Origin of the sequence: Kosakonia sp. R1.Fl, assembly GCF_023516815.1 — a bacterium.
In the GTDB taxonomy this organism is placed as follows: domain Bacteria; phylum Pseudomonadota; class Gammaproteobacteria; order Enterobacterales; family Enterobacteriaceae; genus Kosakonia.
Genome location: NZ_JAMGSQ010000001.1, coordinates 2330307 through 2354864 on the forward strand (window position 1 = coordinate 2330307; position 24558 = coordinate 2354864).

Sequence of the window (24558 nt, forward strand, 5' to 3'; positions counted from 1 at the left end):
TTGTCTCATTGGATCTCATGAAATCCTGCATTTCGCTTCATAAAGGCGTGGGGAGCATGATAACGGAGTCTTTATGGCAGGAAAACAAGAGGCAAAGCCACTGTCGTTTAAAGCGATAGAAATGATGAAGCGGGTGACAAAGATAACGCGGATATTGGCGAAAATCGTGATTCACGTGTCGCCAGCCGTACGCTATGTATCCCACCCAGGCAAATCATGCGCTTTTAGCTCTCTGTCCGGTTCATGCCATAACTTTTTCGCTATCCGCGGCGCATAGCCGATCGACTGGAAAGCATCATGCATGCTATGAGCGGGAAGCGACTATTCGCGCATATTTTCATAAGACTGAACTGATCCTCAGCAGCGAAACCCGCTCTCAGCAATTTACAAAGCTGGGTAACCTGTTTTATGCCAGTGGGTGGGGCTTATGGCGCTTGCGGTGTTTACGGGCTCTGGGGCATGGTTTTTCAGATAGCGTGACGCTTGATAACCAGGCATTCGCAAACGTCACCGCAAGAGAACCAATAATCGATTCAGGCATTAAAAAATGCTCATGGCAGACAGGCGAAACGATAGATCCCACCCGGAGTGGAATCTATCCCCGTGAGATTAAATCGACTGCCCGCCGGAAACTTCAATGCGCTGCCCAGTGACCCATCGGTTGTCCTCACCCAACAGGCTGGCAATCATCGGACCGATATCATCAGGCAGTCCCACGCGACCAAGCGCAGTCATGCCTGCAAAGGCTTTGTTGTAATCGGGAATGTCACGTACAGCGCCCCCCAGGAAGTCCGTTTCGATAGCACCTGGCGCAATGGCATTGACGGTAATGCCGCGGCTGCCCAATTCTTTAGCCATATAAACGGTGAGCACTTCCACCGCGCCTTTGGCAGCCGAGTAGGCCGAGAACCCAGGGAATGACACCCTCGTCAGACCCGATGAGAAATTGATGATCCGTCCGCCATCGGCCAGGATCGGCAGAAGTGACTGCGTCAGGAAAAATACGCCTTTCACGTGGACGTCAAAGAGCGCATCAAACTGCTCTTCTGTGGTATTCACGAAGTCGGCCATTTCACCATGCCCGGCGTTATTGATCAGATGGTCGAACGTATCGCGCCCCCAGGTGTCTTTCAATGCTGCGCTGACGGCGGCCGCGAAATCGCGAAAGGAGGACACGTCGCGCATGTCCAGTTGAAGGGTAATCGCCTTACGACCAAGGGACTGGATATCAGCCGCCACGGCGTCCGCAGCTTCTTTACCATTACGATAGGTGATGATCACATCGCCGCCATGGCGTGCAATGTTCAGTGCAGTATTACGACCAAGGCCCCGACTGGCACCGGTCACAAGAGAAATGGTTGTCATAAAATATCTCCTGATATGTGGAGATAAAATACTATCCATCACAGCGCATTTTAGGTTGCCCGATAATCGCGAAAACTTGCCTGATAATTTTGAATTTTCTCTTCAGTCAGAACTGCACTAAGATTAGCGCACGCTCAAATTACATTTACTAGCCTAAAAATATGACGGCGATGACCCGATTACCGGAAGAATGCGTCTCTGGCACAGATGAGTCTGACGGAGCAAAGACGACGGCGGCGCTCCTGCGGGTGGCGCGGAAATATGCCGACGCGCACCTCAATAAAGACGGTGTGGCAACAACCCCCATTCCGGGGGTGTTTATCTTAAGCGAAGCCGCACCTTCCTTGTTGCAGTTCGCCATTACTAAGCCGCTGGTGGCACTTGTGCTGCAAGGGCGCAAGCGCGTGACGATGGGCAGTCATACGTTCGATTTCGGCGCGGGGGAGTCTTTGCTGGTTACTATGGATGTGCCGACAGTCAGCCAGGTTATCACCGCCAGCGCTGCCGCCCCATATTATTCACTGGTCGTGGAACTTGACGCCGCTGTGATTACCGAACTGGTTGGCGATATGGAAAAACTGGAGGTAATGCCGGATTTGCCTGTAAGGGTTGACCAGATCGAAGAGGACGTTGCAGACGCTGCGTTACACCTGCTGAAATTGCTCGACAGACCGCACGCGTTGAAAATGCTGGGTCGCCAGTTAGTGCGCGAGTTGCATTACTGGCTGCTGTCCGGCCGCTATGGCAAATCTATGCGCGCCCTGGGAAATATTGATAGCCATGCCCGCCGGATCGCCCGGGCTATCGAGATTATCCGGACTAAATATGATCAGCCGTTGCGAATCAAAACACTGGCCGATGCAGCGGGGATGAGTATTTCGGTATTTCACACGCATTTTCGCAACGTCACTACGCTCACTCCACTGCAATTTCAAAAACAGTTGCGTCTGGTTGAAGCTCGCAGACGTATGCTTGCGCAAGGCGCTGCGATCAGCACCGCTGCCCACGGCGTGGGCTATGAGAGCATGACGCAGTTTACACGTGAATATTCGCGCTTGTTCGGTCAGCCACCGGCTCGCAGTATCCGTGAAGCGCGCAAAAATGAGTAGTCGGCACTGCCCGTTGAACCTACGGGTGACAGTAGCCTGGCTTTAACAGGCGGCATCGTTTTCACGGCACGCCTCTGCACCCGCAGCTTATTCAGGCATCATCAGGAATAACCGGCTTCGCCTGCCATTTCCGGCAGGCTTAAAATAAGAGCTGGTGTTTAATGAAATATTCCAGCCTTTGCCATACTGCCTGACAGCATCATCCTTCCCCGGCAGCCATTTACAACGCACCCAGTTGTTTCATCAGAGTCAGATTATCTTCAAGATGCCAGTTCGCGATAATTTTATTGTTCCTGACCTGGTAGATATCCGTCGCGATAAAATCCACCTGCTGGCCTTTACCTTTCAGTTTGCCGAAGGTTCCCGTGAAATGTCCGCGGAAATGAAGGTGCGATACGACTCGATCGCCTGCAACGATCATCTGCTCAACCTCGCAACGCAGATCCGGGACGGCGGTGCGGAAGGCGCGGGAAGCCAGAAGCGCGCCTTCCGGCCCCTGTTTGCGGCCTTCAGGCGGTGTCTTGTCGACAAAATTATCGGCCAGCGCCTCACGGGCCAGGGCTTCATCGCCGGTATCCCAGAATGTTGCGTAACGCCTTGCGACGGTTTCAAGCGCGGCCACGTGGGCGGATGATATGTGGCTTTCCGCAATCAATTCATGGGGTTTGACCAGCTCAAGCGGTGCAGAAAACACAGCACAGGTCACAGGAAGCAGCATAAGCGTCGCCAGCCGGGAAGAGTAAAACCTTAACTTATTCATAAAAAGATCCTTTATTTAGCCTCAGAGAAACAGGTGATCCGGGCGCATTTCAGCCGCCCGCAGATAAACGTGAGGTTTAGTTAATTAGCGCGCCGCCTTCGATATCCAGCAGGGTTCCGGTGACAAAGGGATTGTCCATCACGAACAGATAGCCTTTTGCGATGTCCTCTGCCCGCCCGAAGGCTTTTGCCGGCAGATTTTCAGCGGCAGACAGCAACATTTTTTCGCGGGCAGCAGGCTCCATGCCCGCATGCGCCTCGGTATCTGTCAGCCCCGGGCTCACCGCATTTACGCGCAGCGGAGAAAGCTCTTTCGCCAGCACCTTAACGGCTGACTCCAGAGCCGCGTTCATGGTGGTTTTGACGATAGCGCCCGCAACAGTGCGGCGGGAAACAAAGCCACTGGTCAGCGTCAGGGTGCCCCGGGCGTGGATATTTTTACTCAGATGCCTGGCAACATGGATGCTGCCCCAGAATTTGGTGTCGAAAGCCAGCCGGGCCTCGTTCAGATTCAGTGACGTGAGCACCCCGCCTGGTGCATGCGATCCCGCCGTCACAATAATGTTATCTACCTCTCCGAGCGTCTGGCTAAGCTGGATCACCTCCTCCTCTTTGCTGATATCAAGGACGACAGTATCCACAGATGCGCTTTTCTGGCTCAGCAACTCTCTGGCTCGCGCCAGCTTTTCACTGTTCCTTCCGGCAAGGATCAGGCTTCCTCCCTGTTCAGCCAGCGCACGGGCCACAGCAAAGCCAATACCGGAAGCCCCGCCGATGATTAATGTTTTTTTCGCCATCACTTTACGCCTCGTCGGTTTTGTAGAACGGATAATCGGTATAGCCTGCGCTGCTTCCACCAAAGAGCGTGGCGGGATTGTTTACGACCGCTAAGGAAAGGTGATTTCTGAGCCGGTACGGTAGGTCAGGGTTGGCAATGAACGGGCGGCCAAAGGCAATTAGGTCGGCCAGACCCGCCTTAAAGAGTTTGTCCGCTTTGTCCTGGGTATAATTTCCGGCGACGATAAGCGTGCCGCTGAAGGTGGCGCGTAATGTTTGACGAAAATCATCAGGCACCTGCGGGGCATCGTCCCAGTCAGCCTCTGCCAGGTGGATATAGGCGATACCTCTCTTTTCACACCATGCAGCCAGCGCGAGGATCGCGTCAGTCACCTGCGGATCGTTCATTCCGCGCTGGGTGATGAACGGGGAAAGGCGTATGCCCGTGCGCGTATTGCCGATAGCGTCGCTGATGGCTTCCAGCACCTCCTGTGCGAAACGGATCCGGTTAGCCAGGCTGCCGCCATACTCATCGGTACGTTTGTTTGATGTCCGGCGAAGAAACTGATCGATCAGATAACCATTACCGCCGTGTACCTCAACACCATCAAAACCGGCGTTAATGGCGTTTACTGCGGCCTGCCGGTAATCAGCAATGATCTGCTGAATATCGGCATGCTCAAGTGCCCGCGGCACCGGACAGTTGACCATATGTCCTTCACCCTGCTCATCCACCACCCATACCTGGGCATCGGGCGCGAGCGCAGACGGCGCGACCGGTTTGCCGTCTTTATGGAAAACCGCATATGACATGCGCCCAACGTGCCAGAGCTGGGAGAAGATAATCCCGCCTGCACGGTGAACGGCTTCGGTGGTGAGCCGCCATCCTTCAACCTGCTCAGCGGAGTGCAGACCAGGTGTCCAGGAGTACCCCTGCCCCTGAGGTGAAATCTGCGTGGCTTCGGTAATGATCAATCCCGCGCTGGCACGCTGCTGGTAGTAAGCCGCCATTAATGCGGAAGGAACGTTTCCCGGCTGTAACGCCCGCGCCCGCGTCATCGGCGCCATCACGATCCGGTTTTTCAGGCTGAGCGCCTTCAGGTGGTAGCTCTCAAAAAGTGTACGATTTCCCATTTTCTGTCCCCCGTAATGAATCTTTAAAAGCACTTTACGCGGCGTCAGATATTTTGATAATGGCATTAAAATATGATTCTCTTTTCAGGATTACTGAATAATGGGAAAGCTTGAAGATATGGCACTGCTGGTTGCCGTGGTGGAGGCGGGCGGGCTTTCAGCCGCCGGTCGCAGGATGGGGCTTTCGCCGGCAACCATGACCGCAAGGCTGAAGGCGATTGAAGAGCGTTATCAGACCCGGCTATTCCACCGCTCCACCCGCGCTATTACCATGACGCGTGCGGGTGAGGAGTTCTATCACGCTGCACTGCGCGTACTGGATGAAATGAACCATGCTGAGTCGCTGCTTACGCAAAAAGAAGGGGTGCTCAGCGGTAATATCCGCATTTCGGCCCCCTCCGATTTTGGCCGACAGTATCTCAGCCCGGCCCTGCTTGATTTTTCCCGGCTGCATCCGGCAGTGAAAAGCTCGGTATACCTGGGCGAAAATGTCGCCGATCTGGTCGCCAATCGTCTGGACATGAGCATTCGTTTCGGAAACCTGCCAGACAGCAGCCTGGTCGTCAGAAATATCCGCCCGAATCACAGGGTACTGGTCGCTTCCACTAACTATCTCCGGATGGCAGGCACACCAGCGACCATTGAGGATTTGCACAGCCACCGATGCCTTGCGCTGGAACTGCGCGGAATGGTCATGAACGAATGGCGTTTTGAGCATGACGGTAAACAGAGCGCAGTACGCTTTACCCCAGCCATGGTATGCGACGATGGCGCGCTACTCCGCCAGTGGGTGCTGGCGGATGCGGGGATTGCCAGCAAGTCATGGTGGGATGTAAAGCGCGATGTGGAACAGGGGAGGCTGCACCTGCTGTTTGCTGAAAGTTTTATTGGGTTCAGCCGCTTTGATAAAAAAAATGTCGGGCTGCAATTTGTCTATCCGCAGCGACGGTTGCAGCCGCTGCCGGTTACCGCCTTTACCCAGTTCTTCATTGACTGGCTGGAAAATGAGTAAAACTCGCCGACCAGCTCCCGGTTTTTTAACTCGCCGTTGCGTTAGTCATGGGCGTTTTTTGCACTCAGAAGATGATTGCATAACGTACATCGTACTCATCGGTCAGTGATGTCCATTATCGTGAAATGTATGAGTGGATCTTTTGTTGTTCTGGTTAGCGATCACTCTGCCAGGGCAGCATGATAACGAAGTCTGAGGGGCTGGGAAACAGGAAGGAAAAACTGGCTTCCCATCATGCGGGAAGCCAGGCGGAGCGTTACAGAGCGGCGGCTTTCGGGAAATCCACCACCGTGTCGTTGACGCGGTTAATCATATTGGTAAACAGAATGGCGCTGATAGCGCTGATTATCTCGACAATCTGACGATCCTCGAAACCGGCGCTGCGCAGCGATTCAACTTTTTCCGCCGGCAGCGTGCCGTGCGTGGTGACCACGGTTTTAACGAATTTCAACAGCGCGTCAATATGCGCATCTTCAGGGAATTCGCCACGGCGCAGCTGTTGCGTTTGCTCCACGCTATAACCCGCCATTTTCCCCGTTAATGTATGCGCGGCCAGGCAGTAGTCACAGCCGGAAATTTCACTGACCAGTAAGTTGATTGCTTCCAGCTCTTTTTTATTCAGCGAACTTTTTGCCAGTGCGGCATTATGTTGTAACGCCTGAGCAAGCATCTCCGGGGCAATGCCAATGGTCTGGTAGGCATTAGGTACTTTACCCATCGCTTTCTTAATGGCACCGAAAAGATCGGCGGTTTTATCGGTGGCATTTTCGGGTTGAATGGATGTTAAACGGCTCATGATGATCTCCTGTCAGTGTATGGGTTCCGCCGTATTGGCGATGTGCTCATAATAGGCAGATAGCTTGCGGGTAACTGTTATACATCGTCTCTATTTTTTGTCTTATCGTCTCAGGGGAAAATGTGGATAGCCTCAGCCAACTGCTTGCGATGCTGGCGCCAACATGCGCTGTAAACCTCCACTGCCGCTTTGCCGGGCGCTGGGAAGCCGGTCATGATCAGCTTGCGCCTGGCGTGGTGCCCTGGCATGTGGTTTTGCACGGCGAAGCGAGGCTGGTGGTAGAAGGCAGAAATGTGGATGTGTGCGCAGGCGATGTGCTCCTGCTTCCCCACGGTTCGCCGCATCTGCTTCAGAGCCTGGTCGAGTGGGGGCAGATTGTTCCGGCGTTAAAGCATGACAACGGCATCCTGACAGAAGTCCGAAGCCCGGCGAAGGGCGCGGTGGTGGAAGTGCTGTGCGGTGAATTTGATTTTGGCCCGCACAGCGGCTGGTTGTTTGCCCATGAAAGCCACCTTATTCATCTGCAAACAAACCACTGGCAGGCGTGCCCTGAACTGGAAATGTTGCTGATGATGTTGGTGCGGGAAAGCCTCGGTTCGTTGCCGGGGAATGCGACGATTGCCAAAGGGCTGGCCGATACGCTGCTGGCGCTGATCTTGCGCCTGTTGCTCGCATTACATGAGCCGCCCGCCGGTCTGCTCAGGCTGATGAGTAATAAACGGCTTGCTCCCGCGTTGCTGGCCGTCATCGCCGATCCTGCGCACCCGTGGACTCTGGAAACCATGGCCGAACGATGCTTTTTATCCCGCGCGACATTTGCCCGCTATTTTGCCCGCAGCTATCCGCTTACGCCGCAAGCGTGGCTTTCCCAGTTGCGTATGGCGATGGCTTCGCAGTTACTCATTACGCACGCGGGTTTAACTATCGACGCCATCGCCGAACGATGCGGGTTTCTTTCGCTGTCCTCGTTTTCGAAAGGGTTTAAGCGGCTGTATGGTGTGAGCCCCGCGCAATACCGAAAACGCCGAACCCATCTGCAAACGCCTCAGCCATAGTAGCTGTGCATGCAAAAACGGGCTGGCAAAAATCGCCAACCCGTTTAAAGCTTTTGTTCGCTGAAAACAATCAACAGTTAAGCACCACTGCTCAGGGTCATGACGTTAAGATCGGCGAGCCCGTCAATGGCGCTGACTAACGCCCTGAATGGCGCGGCCTGGCTGTGTTGCTCCAGCATTTTTGCCGATGCCCAACGCTCAATCATCACGAACTGGTGGTCGTTTTCACGGTTGACGTGTAGCTGATAAGAGAGACAACCCGGTTCGCCCTGCACATCGCGTTCAACGGTTTTAAGCGCCCCGGCCACCTTTTCACGGCTTCCGGCATGGGCGGTAATGGTTGCAACAACCGTTACGGTATCGTTCATTTTATGCTCCTGATTTCATGAGAAAGTTCAGGTTAGTCTACGCCGCCTGCCAGCATAAAAAACCCGTTTCTGGCATTAGCTCTTTCACCGCAGGAATGAAAATCGATATGAAACCTCAGCGGCCGGTGCGCAGCGACTGCGGCGGGATACCGTAACCACGCACGAAAACTTCCCGCATATGGCGACGATCGCGAAAACCAGCTTCACGGGCAATCGTATCCAGCGAAAGCCGGCTTTGCTCAATCATCAGCCTCGCCGCTTCCAGCCGTAATCCTTCAATCGCTTTCGCTGGCGATTTACCCGTCTCCTGGCGAAACAGGCGGCTGAGCTGGCGGGCGCTCACGTGAACCGCATCGGCCAGCAGTTCCACCGTCAGCGCTTTTTTCAGATTATTGCGGGCGTACTCCAGCGCGCTTTGCAGCCGATCTGAGCGCGGTGCCAGCGCCAGCATTTCAGAGTGTTGCGTCTGCCCGCCGGAGCGGCGTTGATTCATCACCAGCCGGTGCGCGACGACACGGGCTGCCTCGGCACCCAGATCTTTTTCCACCATGCCGAGCGCCATATCCAGCCCGGCCGTCATTCCGGCGGACGTCCAGATACGATCATCAATGATAAAAATACGATCGTCTTCAAGCTGAACGTCCGGATGTTGCAACACCAGGCTTCGGGCATGCGCCCAGTGCGTGGTGGCGCGCTTTTTCTCCAGCAAACCTGCCTGCGCCAGCACAAATGCGCCGGTGCAGATCCCCGCGATGCGGCGCGCCTGTAACGCGGTGGTTTGCAGAAAGTGAACAATGCCAGCGCTGGCCGGTTCATCCACGGGCGACAGCACACCCGCGACCAGCCAGGTGTCGATTTGCGTGACGCTTTCCAGCGCTCGGGACTCGACGCCAATACCGGATGAGGAATAAACCGTGCCGCCAAACTCTGAGTAGACCGTTGGCTGATAAAATGCTTCACCGGCAACCATGTTGGCGAACTCAAACACCGTCAAGGTGGACAGCGCCAGCATCTGAAAATGGTCGGAAATAAGTAATCCAATTTTGTGCATCGCGACACCCTTTAACATGCGCTGGCGGCCTGCAAAGCCTGGCTCCGAACGCGTAATCGTTCAGAGATCCATAAACTGATAAGCGCCAACAGTAAAAACAGGACTGCGCTTAGCATCACACCATAAAAGCCGAACAGCGGATAGAGCCATGAAGCGACCGCCGAGCCAAAACCAATGCCGCAAAACATAAACGCGCTGGTCAGGGCGAGCGAGATACCGCGTGTCGCCGCCGACGCGATCTCGACAATCCGCCGCTGCTGGGTTGGCCACAGAAGATCGGTAGAAAACGCCCACAGCACCAGTAACAAATAGAGCAACGCCAGCTTACCGGGCAGGATCATAAGCAGCAGCATATCCAGCACCAGCATAGTGATGCCAGTGACCAGTAACCGTTCGGCGCTATAACGGCGTGCGGCGCGGCCAACAAACAAGTTCCCCAAAATCCCGGCAACACCAATCACCGTCAGCGCTACCGAAACACTGGCGGTATCGCCTTGCCAGCGATCGCGGATCATCGGCGAAATAAAGGCATACATGTCATACACGCCAGAGGTAATGAAAAAGACCACCAAAAATGCCGCCAGTGATTTGCCATCCATTAATACCTGTCCCACCTGGCGTAAACGGATGTCCACCCCTTTAACGATGTTCGGCACCGAGAACCAGACGGCCAGCGCGGTCAGCACACTCACCAGCGCGACAAGGGCAAATAACGTTCTTGCCCCCCAACCATTTGCGATCCACGCCGCCAGCGGAATACCAACCATACTCGCCATGGAGACGCCGAGCAGGATCGTGGCAATAGCGCTGCCGCGTTCATGTTGCGTGACGAGTTCCGCGCCGAGCGCCACCAGCACCGGGCCAATCAGCGATGCGCCCAGCCCCATCACCACGCGGGAGATAACCAGCGCGGTGTAATCGGGGGCGATGGCGAAAATAAACGCCCCGAGGCCGAACACCAGCATCCCGGCCAGCACCTGGTATTTGCGCATCATATGACCTAAAAACACCTGCGCCAGCGGTGCGCTGATGGCAAAGGTCAGGCCGAAAATAGCGAGTAAACGCGCGCTTTGACCATCGCTTAACCCCCATTCACGGGAGATGGCGGCCAGGCTGCCCGCTACCGATAGCGCCCCCGTGGCCTGAATAAAATACGCCAGGCTCAGCGCCCACAGCGCGCGTCGTTGCGCCAGAGATAACCGATTATTCATCATTCACTCCCGCTGCGGGGCCCAGGCCCCGCAATTCGATTACGCTACAGGGATCGGGTTGTCTACCATCGCCTGGTTAAAGGCGTTGACCATTTCATGTTCGTTCGCACCAGGGTTGGCGCGCGCGGGCAGCACACTATCGACAATGGCTTCAATGGTATCGGTGCCCAGCTTGTCGAAGGTCTGCTGGATAAAGTCCGGCAGCGGCATCGCACGGGTGTCGCCACTTTTATAGATCAGGTCGGTATCCACCCACGGCGGCGAAATTTCGATAACCTTGATGCCAAAATCCTTCAACAGGAAGCGCTGGGACAAGGTGTAGGAGTGGATCGCGGCTTTGGTCGCCGAATAGAGTGCGTTACTGACGAGAGGTAAGAACGCCAGAATCGAACTGTTATTGATAAGTACCGCGTCCGGCTGCTTTTTCAGATGCTCAATAAACGCCGCGCTTACTCGCACCGGGCCTAACAAGTTGGTGTCTAACAGCGTGGTAGCCATCGCGTCATCAAGTTCCCCGGCGGGGTTGTCGAACGGCATAATGCCCGCATTGTTGATAACCACGTTCAGCGCCGGGTAGCGTGACAGCACCTCTTGTGCCGCCGCTTTGATGCTCGCGGCCTGCGTGACGTCCAGCACCACGGAATCCATGCCTGGGTTGGCTTCTGTGACGTTATCCAGCAGCGCTTTTCGCCGCCCGGAGATGATCACTTTATTGCCCAACTGGTGAAATTTTTCCGCCATCGCGCGGCCAATGCCTGAAGTGCCGCCGGTAATAAAAATCGTATTGCCTGTCAGTTTCATAAAGAAAACCCTCTGTTTGAAATGGATGTTCAGTGCGTGGTAGCCGGGCGGTAGCGCTCAGCCGGTACGTTGCTGGAGAGATTGGGCAGCATGGCTTGTCGGCGCTGTTCCATTGCCTGCCAGTCCGCGTCGTTGTGCAGTGAGGGGATGGTGACAAGCTCACCCTGCGCAAAGCCAACCAGTGCGGCGTCGACCAGGTCGTAAGCACTCATCACAATGGATTTATCCAGCTGTTCCAGCGGCAAACCGCCGTTGTCCCAGAAAGGCGTTGCTGTTGCGCCGGGTAACACGGCCTGGATCTGAATGCCTTTCTCCGCCAGTTCATGATGCAGCGACTGGCTAAACGCCAGCACAAAGGCTTTCGTCCCGCCGTAGACCCCGTTCAGCAGTTCCGGTGCGATGCCGACAATCGAGGAGATATTGATAATGGCGCCCGCGCCGCGTGCCACAAAACCGGGAACGACCGCGTATGTGAGGCGGGTCAGGGCAGTAACGTTGAGGTTAATCATCGCTTCCATCTGATCAACATCGCTGGATAACAGCGGCGTGTGTGTCCCGACGCCGGCGTTGTTCACCAGTAGCGTAACGCTGGCATCCTCACGCAGCTTCGCTTCCAGCGCCCGCAGTTGTTGGGCATCGTTTAAATCGGCGGCGACGGCTTCCACATTGCGGGCGGTATCCGCCGTGATGTGGCTGGCCATCTGGTTCAGGCGGTTTTGGTTACGGGCGACGATAATCAGGTCATAGCCCATTCTGGCCAGGCGGTTGGCGTAAATCGCGCCAATACCGGTTGATGCGCCGGTGATAACAGCCGTGCCTTTGTGCGGTTGTGTAGCGATGGTCATGCGAGACTCCTTGGGTTCAGCAATGAATGCGATGGAAGCATCATAAGCAAACCCCTCATGTCTTAAATGACGTTTATAGGCGTGATTCAGGACATTCCGTAACGCGTGTCGTCGTAGTGTTTACACAGCAAGCCTGAGGCGTGTCGCGTGCGCTTTTCATAGGGTGAGCGGAGAGTTGTCTACGCTTAAAAGAAACAGCATGGTGAGGAGCGCGGATGAGCAAGAAGATTATGCAGGAGTACCTGGTACTGGGCGGCAAGCATCATGGCGAGGTGTGGCGCGGTGTTTACCCGGCCATGGGGCTGAACTTATCAAAGCATGATGAGCGTTATGGGCAATTTTTCGACCGGGAAGGGCAGCAGAAAATCGAGCTGTCACGCAAGGAGCAATATTTCATCTCTGAATGGATCTCCCCTCAAGGCCAGACTTTTTTGTTAGCCACGGCAGAGGATCTCACGGAATTTGATATTGAAGAGGAGATTGAACGGATTACGCCGCCGCTGCGCCCGCTCGATGGCGCGGTAGAGGACTGGATTTAAGCGCGGACAAAACAAATCCACGGTGGCACGTGGATTTTTTTAGGATAGTTATATTGGCTACGTCTTAGTTATCCCTGTTCTTTATTCCAGTATGGCGATTATATTTTCCTGGTGTTTCATAAAGCCTCTATAAATACTTCGCGTTACGTAATCCATTTATCAATATTATTAGATGAGCCTTTTATATGACAGGCTAATAATAAAATGAAAGTTTATGGCCTTATTATTAGGAGTGACGCTTACAGAGCAATGTAATATCGATCTGTTTTCGCATTAATTCTGCGAGACAGATCAAATAGAATGGAATTCACAGTGGACACAAATATTCGCTCTGCACGACTATTGTTGTCGATGTAGCGCCTCTGCGTCATCCCCAGGGAATAATTGAGATAATAATTAGAATTTTGCTTATTAAGCGTTCTCACGCTTCTTCATGGTTTTATTTGTGAAGAAGCGGATTTCTTCACGTAACGCACGCCACTAACTTATTTGCTTTCTATTTACAAAGGGAACTTTCAATGAAGAAAACATGGCTTGTGCTGTTTATCTCGGCCGTATGCGGTAATGCCTGGTCGCAAAGCCTGACGGTTGAACAGCGCCTGGCGCAGCTGGAAAAACAGTTACAGGAAAATGCCGCTGAATTATCACAGACCAAAGCGGCATTAAAACAGTATCAGGAAACTGAATCCAAAAATAAAATTAATGAACCTGTAACGAAGGTCGTTAATAAACAGATCACAAACAATGCCGCAGCGGAAAAAACAGCGCCAACGCTGAAAGAGATTAGCGATTTTGTCAAAGAAGATATCGGTTTTACCTATTCCGGCTATCTTCGTTCCGGTTGGGGCGCTGCCAGCCATGGATCGCCACAACCTTATGCCGTTGGATCCGTCGGACGATTTGGGAATGAATATTCCTCGTGGTTCGATCTGCAATTCACACAACGCGTCTACGACCAGAATGGAAAAACAGCCCATGCGGTGGTGCTGTTCGACGGCAATGTGGGTGAGCAATATGGCGACGCCTGGTTTGATAAAGATGCTGAAAGCCGACTGCAATTTTCTGATATTTACCTGACCACCAAAGGGTTTCTCCCTTTTGCGCCGGAAGCGGACTTTTGGGTCGGTAAACACAACTTACCGAAATATGAAATCCAGATGCTGGACTGGAAAAGCCACCTCACCGAGAGCGGCGCGGGTGTGGGCATTGAAAACTGGCAACTTGGCCCAGGGCAGATCAATGCCGCGCTGGTGCGTCAGGATTTGAATGCCCATGCGGTGAACTATCCTGCCGCCAGCGAGGCGCTGCAGGTGAATACCAATACGCTCGATGTGCGCTACAACAACATCCCGCTGTGGGATAACGCGACGCTGGCTCTGCTTGGTCGTTATTCAATGGCGAACAAATCCGACACCTATAAAAACCGTGAGGATAACGGCAGTTACTACAGAATTAAAGACGCGTGGCTGGCCGGTGTGGTTGTTCGTCAGGCGCTTAGCGCGGGCGGTTTTGAGGAGTTTACCCTACAGGCGGCGGATAACTCGCTCGCCAGCGGCTTTGCTCAGCCATTTGGCCCCAGCCCAACGTATGGTTATGGCGACAACTACTACGGTGAGCACAGCTACGGTAAAGCGTTTCGCCTGATCTCGCAGGGCGAAGCGTACCCGTTCTCACAGGTGGTAATGGCGCATGCGCTGATCTACTCGGCGGGTAACGATATTTACAGTTACGATACCGGCGCGCATACGGATTATCACAGCTTCCGTGCGGTGGTGCGCCCGGCGTGGATTTGGGACAGCTATAACCAGACCGGGGTGGAGCTGGGATGGTTTACGCAGACCAACAAGCAGCAGGGCGTGAACTACCATGAGCAGGGTTATAAAACCACGCTCTATCACGCGCTGAAAGTCGACACCAGCCTGCTGGCTTCGCGACCGGAGATCCGTTTTTATACGACGTATCTTCGCGCGCAGGATAACGGCATCAGCCATTTCCAGTTTGGCGATCAGAAAAAGGATCAACTGGCGGTGGGCGTTCAGGCCGAAGTGTGGTGGTAACAGCTCAAGGTTGCGGCGCAAAGGCGCGCCGCAACGCGCCGGTTAAATATCCACAAAGCTCCCCAGCCGGTAGCCGCGCTCGGCAATTGCATATTTCAACGACACCGAGGTCAGCACCTCCAGTTCCGTTAAGCGCGGGTAACAGTAGCTGCTCTGACGCACGGTGTTATCGATAAACGCCGGGTGGCACATGATCTCCAGCGAGCTTTCTCCTCGTGCGTTAGAAGCATCCAGCGCCTGTAAAAAGAGCGCTTCGGAAATCGCTTCACCGTAAAACTCACTGCTAAAACCCTGGGTCGTGCGCAGTGTGGCGGGTAGCCCGAAATCTGGCGGCAACGCGGGGCGATCGATGCGCAGTGGCACGCCGCGCTGTGTGGCGAACGCTGCGACGATGGGCAGGATCTGCGGGATCATATGCACGTGGTGATGGCTGTCCAGATGCGTCGGTTCCCGGCCAAACAGGGCGATAAACCGTTGATACTGTGCTTCCAGTTCACCGGCTATCTCTTCCAGCGGCAGCGCATCTTCCTGCGCCATTTGCCAGATCCATTTCCCCAGTTGGCCGTTACGCGCAAGGCCGGGCATCGGCGTCAGCGGTTTGCCTAACGTCAGCGCAAAGTGCATGCCGACACCGAGCAAAGGTTCGCGCTGACTCAGCCCGGCGGCATGCTCCACCGCATCGCCGTTGACCAGCGCTGTGGTGGAGGTGACAACACCATGGCGAAAGCTGTCGATAATGCCGTAGTTCTGCCCTTTGCTGAGACCGAAATCATCCGCGTTAACAATCAGTAAGCATTCCATAGCTCGTCCCGTTTAATGATGTTCAGCTTTCAGTTGCGCAAGGGTACTGGCAAAGTTTGGCAGCCATTTTTCGTGGGCGAGCAGCATTTCACGCGCCAGAATTTCCGCGTCGCGATCGGAGTGGATCAGCGGGCTAAGGCTCAGCGCCAGCAAGACATCGTTCAGTTCGCCGCTGAGTGCCGCTTTGCTGGCCGCCACTTCAAAACCTTTAATGGTGTAGATAAGCCCCAACACTTTCTCATCAAAGTGGGTGACGCGCGGGTGCGGTGTTGCGCCGTTGCGCCCCAGCGTACAGGTCATCTCTACCGCCCAGTCCGCCGGGATATTGTCGATATGCCCGTGATGCGGAATATTTACATAGTGCTCGGTTTGCTTATCGTTATAGATAGCGTTGATCACTTCACAGGCCGCATCGGAATAGTACGCGCCGCCGCGCTGCTCAAGCTCTTTCGGTTTCACCTTCAGCTCAGGATCTTTGTACAGCTCAAACAGTTGTTTTTCGACTTTCTGTACCACCTGCGCCCGCGCGCCGCCTTTGTAGTACTCGCCCATCTCAATCGCCAGCATCTCTTTTTGCTTAACGTAATAGAGCAGATAAGAGCAGGGCAGCAGGTTGAGTGAGCGGATCAACCCTTCGCTAAACGGCAGGTCGAAAATGTTCTTCACCGAGGAGGCTTTCAGCCTGCCGGAGGCCACACCGTCGAGCAGCTCCGCAAAACGCGATTCACCATTAACCAGCACATCTTTAATAAACACCATGTGGTTAAGGCCAAACAGATCCATGGCAACATCATCGCTGCTGCTAAGGCCCAGCACGTCATGAATAAACATCTTCATGCCGACCGGAATATTGCACACGCCGATAAATTTTTTAAAACCGGTGTGGCGATACACCGCTTCTGTGACCATTCCCGCCGGGTTGGTGAAATTAATCACCCACGCATCCGGGCAGATCTCCTCGACATCTTTGATGATGTCGAAGATAACCGGAATGGTGCGCAAGCCTTTAAACAGCCCGCCCGCACCGTTGGTTTCCTGGCCCAGATAACCGTGACTTAGCGGAATACGCTCATCCAGCTCGCGGGCTTTAAGCTGGCCGACGCGCAGTTGCGTGGTGACAAAGTTCGCTTCGTGCAGAGCTTCGCGACGATCCAGCGTCTTGAAGAGTTTTAGCGGGATGCCGGCTTTATCAATCATGCGCTGGCAAAGATCGAAAATAATATCCAGCTTCTCTTTTCCGTCCTCAACATCGACCAGCCATAATTCGGTGACCGGCAGTTCGTGATAGCGCTTAATAAACCCTTCCAGTAATTCCGGGGTGTAGCTGCTACCGCCGCCGATGGTGACGACTTTTAATTTCTGCTTCATGATTTCTCCCTTCGTGTCAGGCACGGTGGTGTAAAACGTTCAGCCCGCTCGCCGTTACTGGTTGATTTCCGTTAACCTTTTTCGGTAGCTATTGGGGGTGAATGAGGTCATTTTCTTGAATGTTTTAATAAACAGGCTTGGGCTGCTGTAACCCGACTCATAAGCAATATCGGTGACCGAATAGTTGGTCATTTCCAGCTGCTTCTTCGCGAAATCAATGCGGATTTCATTGATGATCTGCATCGGCGTTTTGCGGTAATAACGCCGGGTGGCGCGGGTCAGATACTCCTGCGATTTCGCCGCCAGTTGCACCATATTTTCCATCGCGTTTTCGCCAAACTGCGTTTTATCGTGCATTGACTCAATGGTGGTTTTTAACCACTGCGGTGTGTCATCCACCACCTGCTCTTCACGGTAGTGGCGCAGGCGGTTAATGACATAAAAGGTCACCGCCTCGATAAATTCGTCCAGCCCGGTTTCGCGGAAATTGAGTGAGGCGATAACGGTTTCCACATAGCTCAGAAAAGCGCTGCTGGCGCGGTAGGCCTGCGAGGCGACAAAACAAAATGGCAGCAGGGCAAGATAATGCTGTTCAAAGAAGCGTTTGCTGATCCCCACGTTGAGTATCCGCGTCGCGCCAAATTCATAGAAACTTTGGTGGTGCGAACCCAGCGGGATAAAAACGAAATCACCGCGTTCAAGCAGCACGCGCTTACCATTAATCTCCTGGTAATAGCGGCCGGTTAATACCAGCGTGAATTCGTAGTAGTCGTGCTGATGCAGCCCGCTGGCGCTCTCCGTCTTGTTGTAGATAAACACATGGAAATTTTTACCGTTAAACAACTGCTGTTCGTGAACGGTTTTGATCCCCAGCGTGTTGATCGAAGGCTGCATTATTCACTCCTTGTTATTTCAGTTTTTCGTGAAGCTCAATCAGTTCCGTTATCAGCTCGCGCGCCAGCATTGATGTCATCAGATGATCCTGCGCATGCACCAGCACCAGGCTCACTTTCATCCGGCCTTCGCCCTGATCGCCCTCAATCAGTTTAGTCTGCACCAGGTGTGCTTCGTTGAGCGCCAGCCTTGATTGCTCCATCAGCGCTTTTGCGCCGTCAAAATCACCCTGTTTAGCCTGTTTCAGTGCGGTGTAGGCCAGGCTGCGCGCGTGCCCTGAGTTAATGATTAAGCCCATCACCACTTCTTCCAGCTCATCGGCCGGGGTGGTGCTCTCCAGGACGGTATCGAATTCGAACATCGTTGCTCCTCGCGTGGTTTCCGGCGGGGGGCCCGCCGGGTTCGGTCAGAATTTCAGTGCATTAGCGATATCTTCTTCGCTCTCTTCCTGCTCAATGGCGTTCTGCGCTTTGTTGGCGACCATCACGAACGGCAGGTAAACCAGCGTGGCAATGCCTAAGTTGAACAGCGCGAGTAACAGCGCGGCGATGCTGCCATTGGTATTAAAGAACGCGCCCAGCCCGGTTGGCATTGTCCACGGTGCAATGTTGGTGATCGGTGGAATAAAGCCGGTGTAGTAGGCCAGCAGCGTAATGGCGGCAAGTATCGGCTGCACCAGAATGAAGGGGATAAACATCACCGGGTTCATGATGATCGGCAGGCCGAACAAAATCGGTTCGTTAATCTGGAACAGGCCGGAAGGCAGACCCAGCTTCGCCACCTGGCGGTAATCCGCGCGACGCGAAGCGAGGAAGATGGCGATAATCAGCCCCAGCGTTGCGCCGCTGCCGCCAAGGAATATATAGGAGTCGAGCATCGGTTTCGCCCAGACATGGAATGTTTTACCCGCTGCCAGCGCCGCTTCAACCGAGCCATATTGTTGATAGACAGAAATATTTTCCAGCGCCCACGGCGTCATGATGCCGCTGTCCAGCGCGGTCAACGCCAGCGAACCATGGATGCCGAAAAACCACAGCAGCGGCACAAACAGTACATATGCCCAGCCGACCACACTGCCCAGCGAAGCCAGCGGCGTGGAGATGGTGTCCATGATAATTTGATGGAAATTGGTGCCGTAGTGATTCAGCGCCCAGGCGATAATCCCCGTAATCGACAGAATAATAAAACCGGGGATCAGCGCGGAAAACGAGCGCGCCACCGAAGCCGGTACACTGTCTGGCAAGGTGATCACCCAGTTGCGGCGCACAATAAATGTGAACATTTCGGCAACGGCCAGGCCAATGATAATCCCGGAAATAATATTCGCCCCGCCTAACCAGTTCGCGCCAACGGCGTAAGATTCACCGACGCTATACGGCGTGACGGTCATAAACGCGGCAATCGATAACAACCCGGCGGCCAGCGCATCCACTTTGCGCTCTTCCGCCAGCGCCATGCCGATAAAGAAGGGGGCCATCAACGACATAATGCCCAGCGTGCCGTTATAGACGTTGCCGCCGATGCCTTTAAAACTGTTCAGCGTTTCAATGGTCGAGGCATCCAGCCGAATGCCCAACGAATAAAAGAACGATCCTTCGCCAAAACTCAGGAACACGTTATTAATTAAGACAAACATCGCCCCGGCGAGGGTCAACGGCATTAAGCGGATAAAGCCGTTTTTAATGGCGTTAACATGTGGCTGTTTGCCGATTTTTACCGCAAAAGGCACCAGTATCTTTTCAAGTGAAGCAATGGCATTACTCATAGAAAAATACCCTTAAATACCGCAATGCAACATTGCGGTGAATGTGTGGGATCACTGTGTGATAAGCGAACGCAAAACGTTTAGTTGGCGGCGGCTTTTTTTATTGCCGCCACGGCGGCCTTCAGAACACCTAAACCATCGACTTTGCCGTACAGCGAGGCGTCGATCACTTCGACAGGCTTATTGGGAAGCAGACGCTGGATATCCGGTAACATCCAGGCGATTTGTGGACCTAATAAAACAACATCGGCCTGCGGGCCTTTTTCACTGGCGAGTGTCTCGGGAAATGCTTCAATAATGACCGGGACTTCATATTTTTCCGCCTGGGTGCGCATCTTCGACACCAGCAATGACGTCGACATGCCCGCAGAACAAAACAGGTAAATATGTTTCTTTTCCATAAAAACGACCCTCATTGTCCGATGATCCGCCAGCCGGACTCGTTTCTCTCTCTTCGTGCTGGCGGTGCGCCTAACCTAAATGACTTTTTTCTTGGGTTGAAGCAAGTATACGGGAGGGTTATCGGTGCGGGTATTTCATAAGGCTCCAAAATTGTCTCTGGTTGACCTGGTGCTTTGCGGGCCTTCACATTTTGGGCAATTTATCGTTAAAGGGGCGAGTCAGGCGGGGATAAGTACGGCTCAACTATTTCTGGATGGCACTGCGTAGCTGCGCAAAAAGGGGCTGCGAGGCGCCGCCATTACGCTGCGGGTAATGGCGGCAACACGCATTATCTCAGCATGGCGACTAACGCTTTCGCCACGGCTTCGGAACTGGCCGGGTTTTGCCCGGTGATCAGTTTCCCGTCTTCGACGACGAACGGTGCCCAGTTCGGCCCTTTGTCATACTTCGCGCCGAGCGCTATCAATTCGTCCTCCACCAGAAACGGCACTACGTTGGTCAGCTCAACATCCGCTTCTTCGCCGTTAGTAAAGCCGGTCACTTTACGGCCTTTCACCAGCGGATCGCCGGCGGCGGTTTTCACATGGCGCAACACGCCCGGCGCGTGGCAGACAAAACTCACCGGTTTACCGGCACGTTCAAATGCTTCAATCAGCGCAATCGAGGTGTCGGATTCCGCCAGATCCCACAGCGGGCCGTGACCGCCGGGGTAAAAGAGAGCGTCAAAATCCCCGGCGCGCAGGCTATCGAGTTTAACGGTGTTAGCCAGCGCCTGCTGGGCCGCCGGGTCGGCTTTAAAACGGTGGGTCAGTTCGGTCTGAAAATCCGGCAGATCGCTTTTCGGATCAAGCGGTGGCTGACCACCGGCGGGCGAGGCGAGCACAACCTCGGCACCCGCGTCTTTGAATACGTAATAAGGGGCGGCGAACTCTTCAAGCCAGAAGCCGGTTTTTTTACCGGTATTACCCAGTTCGCTGTGGGATGTCAGTACCATTGCTATTTTCATGTTACCTCCGTCGTGATGCGTTATTAGCGGCATTACCGTTGCCATACTGAATGAAATGTCGTTCAGTAAGCATAGCGATGAATATCGGCTTTACCGGGATTGTCGGAAAACTCCAGGCCTAAGCGTTACAGTATTCACACTTTATTACACGTTGCTACACCACTAATTACTTTCTTTAATTCGTTTCGATACGGGTGAATATTTAATTATGCATTGCGGTCCGTTTTTTCTTTTATTCAAAGAAATGTCTAATCCTGTAAATAACGCCAGTCTGACAAAGTTGTTATAAAACTGTCAGCCGCTGGTCAGCATGCGCTGCGTAATATCGCTTACGTTGAAACATGATTATTACCCCCTCTTTTATGCGGAGCTTTATTATGAAAACCATTATTAACACCGTGCTTGCTGCAACACTGTTTAGTGCTATCTCTTTCGGCGCGTTTGCCGCGCAGCCGGTCACCGACGATAGCGGCCTGGTGCCGATGGGCACCATTTCAATTGCCAAAGCCGATACGGTTGCGGATCTCGAAGCGCAAGTTCAGCAAGCCGCTGAAAAAGATAATGCGAAATACTATAAAATCATCTCCGCCGGTGGCGATGAGTATATTTATGGTAATGCGATTCTGTATAAATAATCGCGTGCAATTATCCCCGATCTTTCATTCACTAAAGACCGGGGTAATTATTCAGACATTGAAAAGGGCGCCGTGCAAGGCGCCTTTTTGCTGGCTATGATTTTTGTGGTTCGCGCGCCAGCAGGTAGAAACAGAGCAGACCGGCGCAAATACTCATGTTTTTGGTGAATTGAATCACTTGCCCGGCTTGCTGGGAGCCACTTGCCGCCCAGAACTGATGGAACATAATACTGGTGAGAAAAATATAGAAGATCCACAACAGCGATATTTCTTTTACCCGATAACCAATAATAAATGCCATGCTGCCACCCAGCTCAATGGCAATGGCAAAAATGATCATCAGTTTGCCAATTAACATATCGCCAAACGGCGTTTTTAATACGTTATCGGTAAAGTTAATTATTTTTCCGCTGCCGCTATATAAAAATAGCGGGGTAATTAAAATACGGGCAATGATAATAATCGTGTGATTGTTCATGCGCGATTCCTTGAATAAAAAATCAATGAGTGGGCATGAACAGTATATTGGCGGCACCCTGACGGGCGAATGACGCCACTCTGTCAAAGCTGTCAGGGATAATGGCTGGCGCTATTTATTTAGCGCCAGCGTAAAGCCAAAAGTATTTTCGCCGTTCTGGCTGGTGGCAAAGACATCACCGCCATGCATTTGCGCCACCGCTTTGACAATCGACAGCCCAAGCCCGTGGTTGGTATCGCTTTGCGTTCTGGCGTGATCGGCGCGGTAAAAGCGCTCAAACAATCTTTCCAGATGGTGGCTTTCAATGGCATCGCCGTAATTTTTAACGCTCACCGTCGCATGCCGGTCGTTGCTACTTAAGGTGACCGTGACCTGGCTGTTTTCGTAGGCGTAGCGGGCGCTGTTTTCCAGCAAATTGGCGAGCGAGCGGGTAAACAAGCGCCTGTCGACGCAGATCGTCACATCACCTTCGATCAGTAATTGCAAATGACGATCGGTGAACGACGGTTCGGTATATTCAGCCGTTTTTAACGCCTCCTCGCGCAGCGACACTTCCGCAAGCTGCGCCGGATGTTTACCGGTTTGTGCATGGGACAGGAACAGCATGTCGTTGACGATCGACGTCATGCGGTTTACCTCCTCAAGATTTGATTCGAGGCAGGCTTCGAGTTCCTCATGGCTGCGCTTGCGTGAAAGAGCCAGTTGCGTCTGGCCGAGAATGCTTGAAAGCGGCGTTCTCAACTCGTGCGCCACATCGGCGTTAAAACTTTCCAGTTGTCGCCATGCAATTTGCTGGCGGGCGAGCACGCCGTTAAAGGCTTCTGCCAGGCCCTGCAACTCCTGCGGGAGCGCAGTGGCGTCCAGCCGCTGGCCGTCAATCCCTGGCGCAAGTTCACGCGCCTGCTGGCTGAGGAGTTCCACCGGTTGCATCCCCTGGCGGGAGATAACAAAGCCTAAAAAGGTCACGAACAGCACGCCCATGGTGGTGATAAAAATCAGCACCTGGGTAAATTCATTCAGCGTGCCCATATACGGCGTGGAGTCGATAGAAACCACAAAATGCAGCGGCGTCACGCCATCGCGGTAGCGAATGGTTTTCGTCAGAATAAACAGCGGACACTGGTCGGTTTTTTCCCGGTTAACGCGGCTGAAGCCATCGGTAAGGGCGTTGAGATCGATCTCTTTTGGCGGCTCGCCACCCACTTGTAGCGCCGGATCGCTGCTTAAAATCCAGTAGTGAACGCGCCCGCCTTCCGAGTTACTCAGGCTCATCAGCTTGGTTTTGAGTTCATCGAGTTCATGGTGATTAAACTTGGAAACGATCAACGGCTCCACCAGCGAATAGCGGAACATCAATTCGTTATGCATCTGTTTATTCAGCGATTCGCGCAGTGATTCCCGCAGGCAAAGCGCATAGGCGAGGGCAATACATAAGGTGACCACCGCAAACGTCAGCGCCAGCTTGCGGGAAATAGAACGTTTAAACATACGCACTCATTTTGCCGGGATCTTCGTCGCGATACTCAAGGATGTAACCCATGCCGCGCACGGTGTGCAGCAGCTTCTCTTCAAACGGGGAGTCGATTTTGGCGCGTAAACGTTTGATCGCGACTTCGACAATATTGGCGTCGCTTTCAAAGTTCATATCCCAGACCTGCTCGGCAATCATCATTTTCGACAGCACTTCCCCCTGGTGCCTGGCGAGCAGACTTAGCAGGGCAAACTCCTTTTGCGTCAGGTCGATACGCGTACCGTTGCGGTACACTTTGCGCGCGAGCAGATCGAGCTGCAGGTTGTGGACCTGCAACTGTGAAATATCAAGCCCATCGGTCGGTCGGCGGCGCAGCAGCGCCTGAATGCGCGCCACCAGCTCAATCAGCGAAAACGGTTTGGTCAGGTAATCATCCGCGCCCAGTCGCAGCCCTTTAACCCGCTCATCAAGTGAACCGCGCGCGGAAAGCATCAGCACCGGCGTCTGTTTCAGTTTGCGCAGGCTGGTGATGACGGCATATCCGTCCATCGACGGCAGCATGACATCCAGGATAATGGCGTCGTAGTCCATCTCCGTTGCCAGGAACAACCCTTCGCGCCCGTCGGCGCAGACATCGACGTTGTAACCTTGCTCGCGAAGCGCGGTGTTGATGTAAGACGAAATTTTCTCTTCATCTTCGATTAAAAGGAGTTTCATGACCCAGGCCCTGATGATTACCTATAACTGACGTCAATAATATAAAGCGTTGCCGCTAACAATTGCCTGACCGTTAACTGACAATTTTGTAAGCAAAAGACGTTATAACGAATAAAATTCCCGCCTGGTGCGTTTACGGGAT

General features: G+C 53.6%; 26 protein-coding genes. 6 read left to right on the top strand and 20 right to left on the bottom strand.

The features are described from left to right. Positions 1-609 precede the first annotated feature (609 nt). Entirely contained in the window at positions 610-1365 is a 756-nt protein-coding gene (locus M8Q36_RS10770) for an SDR family NAD(P)-dependent oxidoreductase (RefSeq protein WP_249880861.1), read from the bottom strand. Between the two features lie 248 nt (positions 1366-1613). Here M8Q36_RS10770 and M8Q36_RS10775 point away from each other — a divergent pair, with 248 nt between their 5' ends. Continuing rightward, on the top strand, positions 1614-2474 hold the full coding sequence (locus M8Q36_RS10775) for an AraC family transcriptional regulator (protein ID WP_249882754.1): 861 nt from the start codon (positions 1614-1616) through the stop codon (positions 2472-2474). A gap of 220 nt (positions 2475-2694) precedes the next feature. On the opposite strand, the gene M8Q36_RS10780 is transcribed toward M8Q36_RS10775, so the two are convergent. From M8Q36_RS10780 to M8Q36_RS10790, 3 genes are all read right to left on the bottom strand, one after another. Continuing rightward, positions 2695-3234 (bottom strand): ester cyclase, encoded by a 540-nt coding sequence (locus M8Q36_RS10780; protein WP_249880862.1) that lies wholly within the window; start codon positions 3232-3234, stop codon positions 2695-2697. 76 nt (positions 3235-3310) lie between these two features. Beyond that, on the bottom strand, positions 3311-4030 hold the full coding sequence (locus M8Q36_RS10785; protein ID WP_020455015.1) for an SDR family oxidoreductase: 720 nt from the start codon (positions 4028-4030) through the stop codon (positions 3311-3313). A 4-nt stretch (positions 4031-4034) separates the two neighbouring features. After that, the gene (locus M8Q36_RS10790; protein WP_249880863.1) at positions 4035-5144 is read right to left on the bottom strand and encodes an alkene reductase; all 1110 of its coding nucleotides are present in this window, start codon (positions 5142-5144) and stop codon (positions 4035-4037) included. A gap of 100 nt (positions 5145-5244) precedes the next feature. Between M8Q36_RS10790 and M8Q36_RS10795 the strand changes: the two genes are divergently transcribed. Beyond that, a complete protein-coding gene (locus M8Q36_RS10795; protein WP_249880864.1) occupies positions 5245-6156 on the top strand; it encodes a LysR family transcriptional regulator in 912 nt (303 codons plus the stop codon). Positions 6157-6412: 256 nt separating this feature from the next. Here M8Q36_RS10795 and M8Q36_RS10800 read toward each other — a convergent pair whose 3' ends face one another. Further along, positions 6413-6952: a carboxymuconolactone decarboxylase family protein gene (locus M8Q36_RS10800; RefSeq protein ID WP_249880865.1), complete on the bottom strand. Its 540-nt coding sequence runs from the start codon at positions 6950-6952 to the stop codon at positions 6413-6415. A gap of 122 nt (positions 6953-7074) precedes the next feature. Between M8Q36_RS10800 and M8Q36_RS10805 the strand changes: the two genes are divergently transcribed. Continuing rightward, positions 7075-8007, top strand: a complete 933-nt coding sequence (locus tag M8Q36_RS10805; RefSeq protein ID WP_249880866.1) for an AraC family transcriptional regulator — start codon at positions 7075-7077, stop codon at positions 8005-8007. 77 nt (positions 8008-8084) lie between these two features. On the opposite strand, the gene M8Q36_RS10810 is transcribed toward M8Q36_RS10805, so the two are convergent. The 5 genes from M8Q36_RS10810 to M8Q36_RS10830 all read right to left on the bottom strand — a co-directional run bounded on the left by M8Q36_RS10810 (position 8085) and on the right by M8Q36_RS10830 (position 12283). Continuing rightward, on the bottom strand, positions 8085-8375 hold the full coding sequence (locus M8Q36_RS10810) for a putative quinol monooxygenase (protein ID WP_017459230.1): 291 nt from the start codon (positions 8373-8375) through the stop codon (positions 8085-8087). A gap of 115 nt (positions 8376-8490) precedes the next feature. Further along, positions 8491-9426 carry a GlxA family transcriptional regulator gene (locus tag M8Q36_RS10815; protein WP_020455009.1) on the bottom strand — a complete coding sequence of 312 codons (936 nt, stop codon included), beginning with the start codon at positions 9424-9426 and terminating at the stop codon, positions 8491-8493. A gap of 11 nt (positions 9427-9437) precedes the next feature. Continuing rightward, positions 9438-10637, bottom strand: a complete 1200-nt coding sequence (locus M8Q36_RS10820; protein WP_249882755.1) for an MFS transporter — start codon at positions 10635-10637, stop codon at positions 9438-9440. A gap of 39 nt (positions 10638-10676) precedes the next feature. Then, positions 10677-11438: an SDR family oxidoreductase gene (locus M8Q36_RS10825; RefSeq protein ID WP_249880867.1), complete on the bottom strand. Its 762-nt coding sequence runs from the start codon at positions 11436-11438 to the stop codon at positions 10677-10679. 29 nt (positions 11439-11467) lie between these two features. After that, complete coding sequence (locus M8Q36_RS10830) at positions 11468-12283, bottom strand: SDR family NAD(P)-dependent oxidoreductase (RefSeq protein WP_249880868.1); 816 nt, start codon at positions 12281-12283, stop codon at positions 11468-11470. Positions 12284-12498: 215 nt separating this feature from the next. On the opposite strand from M8Q36_RS10830, the gene M8Q36_RS10835 reads away from it, so the two are divergent. Then, positions 12499-12822, top strand: coding sequence for a hypothetical protein (locus M8Q36_RS10835; RefSeq protein WP_017459235.1), 324 nt, complete (start codon positions 12499-12501; stop codon positions 12820-12822). Between the two features lie 518 nt (positions 12823-13340). Beyond that, entirely contained in the window at positions 13341-14879 is a 1539-nt protein-coding gene (locus M8Q36_RS10840) for a carbohydrate porin (protein WP_249880869.1), read from the top strand. 42 nt (positions 14880-14921) lie between these two features. On the opposite strand, the gene chbG is transcribed toward M8Q36_RS10840, so the two are convergent. The 7 genes from chbG to M8Q36_RS10875 form a co-directional block, all read right to left on the bottom strand. After that, on the bottom strand, positions 14922-15680 hold the full coding sequence (chbG, locus tag M8Q36_RS10845) for a chitin disaccharide deacetylase (RefSeq protein WP_249880870.1): 759 nt from the start codon (positions 15678-15680) through the stop codon (positions 14922-14924). 12 nt (positions 15681-15692) lie between these two features. After that, positions 15693-17048, bottom strand: coding sequence for a 6-phospho-beta-glucosidase (locus M8Q36_RS10850; RefSeq protein ID WP_200552485.1), 1356 nt, complete (start codon positions 17046-17048; stop codon positions 15693-15695). Between the two features lie 54 nt (positions 17049-17102). Then, complete coding sequence (gene chbR, locus M8Q36_RS10855; RefSeq protein ID WP_017459239.1) at positions 17103-17942, bottom strand: transcriptional regulator ChbR; 840 nt, start codon at positions 17940-17942, stop codon at positions 17103-17105. Positions 17943-17955: 13 nt separating this feature from the next. Further along, complete coding sequence (gene chbA / locus M8Q36_RS10860) at positions 17956-18303, bottom strand: PTS N,N'-diacetylchitobiose transporter subunit IIA (RefSeq protein ID WP_249880871.1); 348 nt, start codon at positions 18301-18303, stop codon at positions 17956-17958. A gap of 45 nt (positions 18304-18348) precedes the next feature. Further along, positions 18349-19707: a PTS N,N'-diacetylchitobiose transporter subunit IIC gene (gene chbC, locus M8Q36_RS10865; protein WP_249880872.1), complete on the bottom strand. Its 1359-nt coding sequence runs from the start codon at positions 19705-19707 to the stop codon at positions 18349-18351. 80 nt (positions 19708-19787) lie between these two features. Further along, complete coding sequence (locus M8Q36_RS10870) at positions 19788-20108, bottom strand: PTS sugar transporter subunit IIB (protein ID WP_017459242.1); 321 nt, start codon at positions 20106-20108, stop codon at positions 19788-19790. Positions 20109-20437: 329 nt separating this feature from the next. Further along, on the bottom strand, positions 20438-21115 hold the full coding sequence (locus M8Q36_RS10875; RefSeq protein WP_249880873.1) for a type 1 glutamine amidotransferase domain-containing protein: 678 nt from the start codon (positions 21113-21115) through the stop codon (positions 20438-20440). 377 nt (positions 21116-21492) lie between these two features. Here M8Q36_RS10875 and M8Q36_RS10880 point away from each other — a divergent pair, with 377 nt between their 5' ends. Next, positions 21493-21750, top strand: coding sequence for a YdgH/BhsA/McbA-like domain containing protein (locus M8Q36_RS10880; protein ID WP_020454999.1), 258 nt, complete (start codon positions 21493-21495; stop codon positions 21748-21750). A gap of 94 nt (positions 21751-21844) precedes the next feature. Here the strand turns inward: M8Q36_RS10880 and M8Q36_RS10885 are convergent, their stop codons facing one another. The 3 genes from M8Q36_RS10885 to M8Q36_RS10895 all read right to left on the bottom strand — a co-directional run bounded on the left by M8Q36_RS10885 (position 21845) and on the right by M8Q36_RS10895 (position 24416). Further along, a complete protein-coding gene (locus M8Q36_RS10885; protein WP_249880874.1) occupies positions 21845-22228 on the bottom strand; it encodes a DoxX family membrane protein in 384 nt (127 codons plus the stop codon). Positions 22229-22339: 111 nt separating this feature from the next. Then, positions 22340-23716 carry a heavy metal sensor histidine kinase gene (locus tag M8Q36_RS10890; RefSeq protein WP_249880875.1) on the bottom strand — a complete coding sequence of 459 codons (1377 nt, stop codon included), beginning with the start codon at positions 23714-23716 and terminating at the stop codon, positions 22340-22342. Continuing rightward, positions 23709-24416, bottom strand: coding sequence for a heavy metal response regulator transcription factor (locus M8Q36_RS10895; RefSeq protein WP_020454996.1), 708 nt, complete (start codon positions 24414-24416; stop codon positions 23709-23711). Before M8Q36_RS10895 ends, M8Q36_RS10890 begins: the two co-directional genes overlap by 8 nt. Positions 24417-24558: the final 142 nt, after the last annotated feature.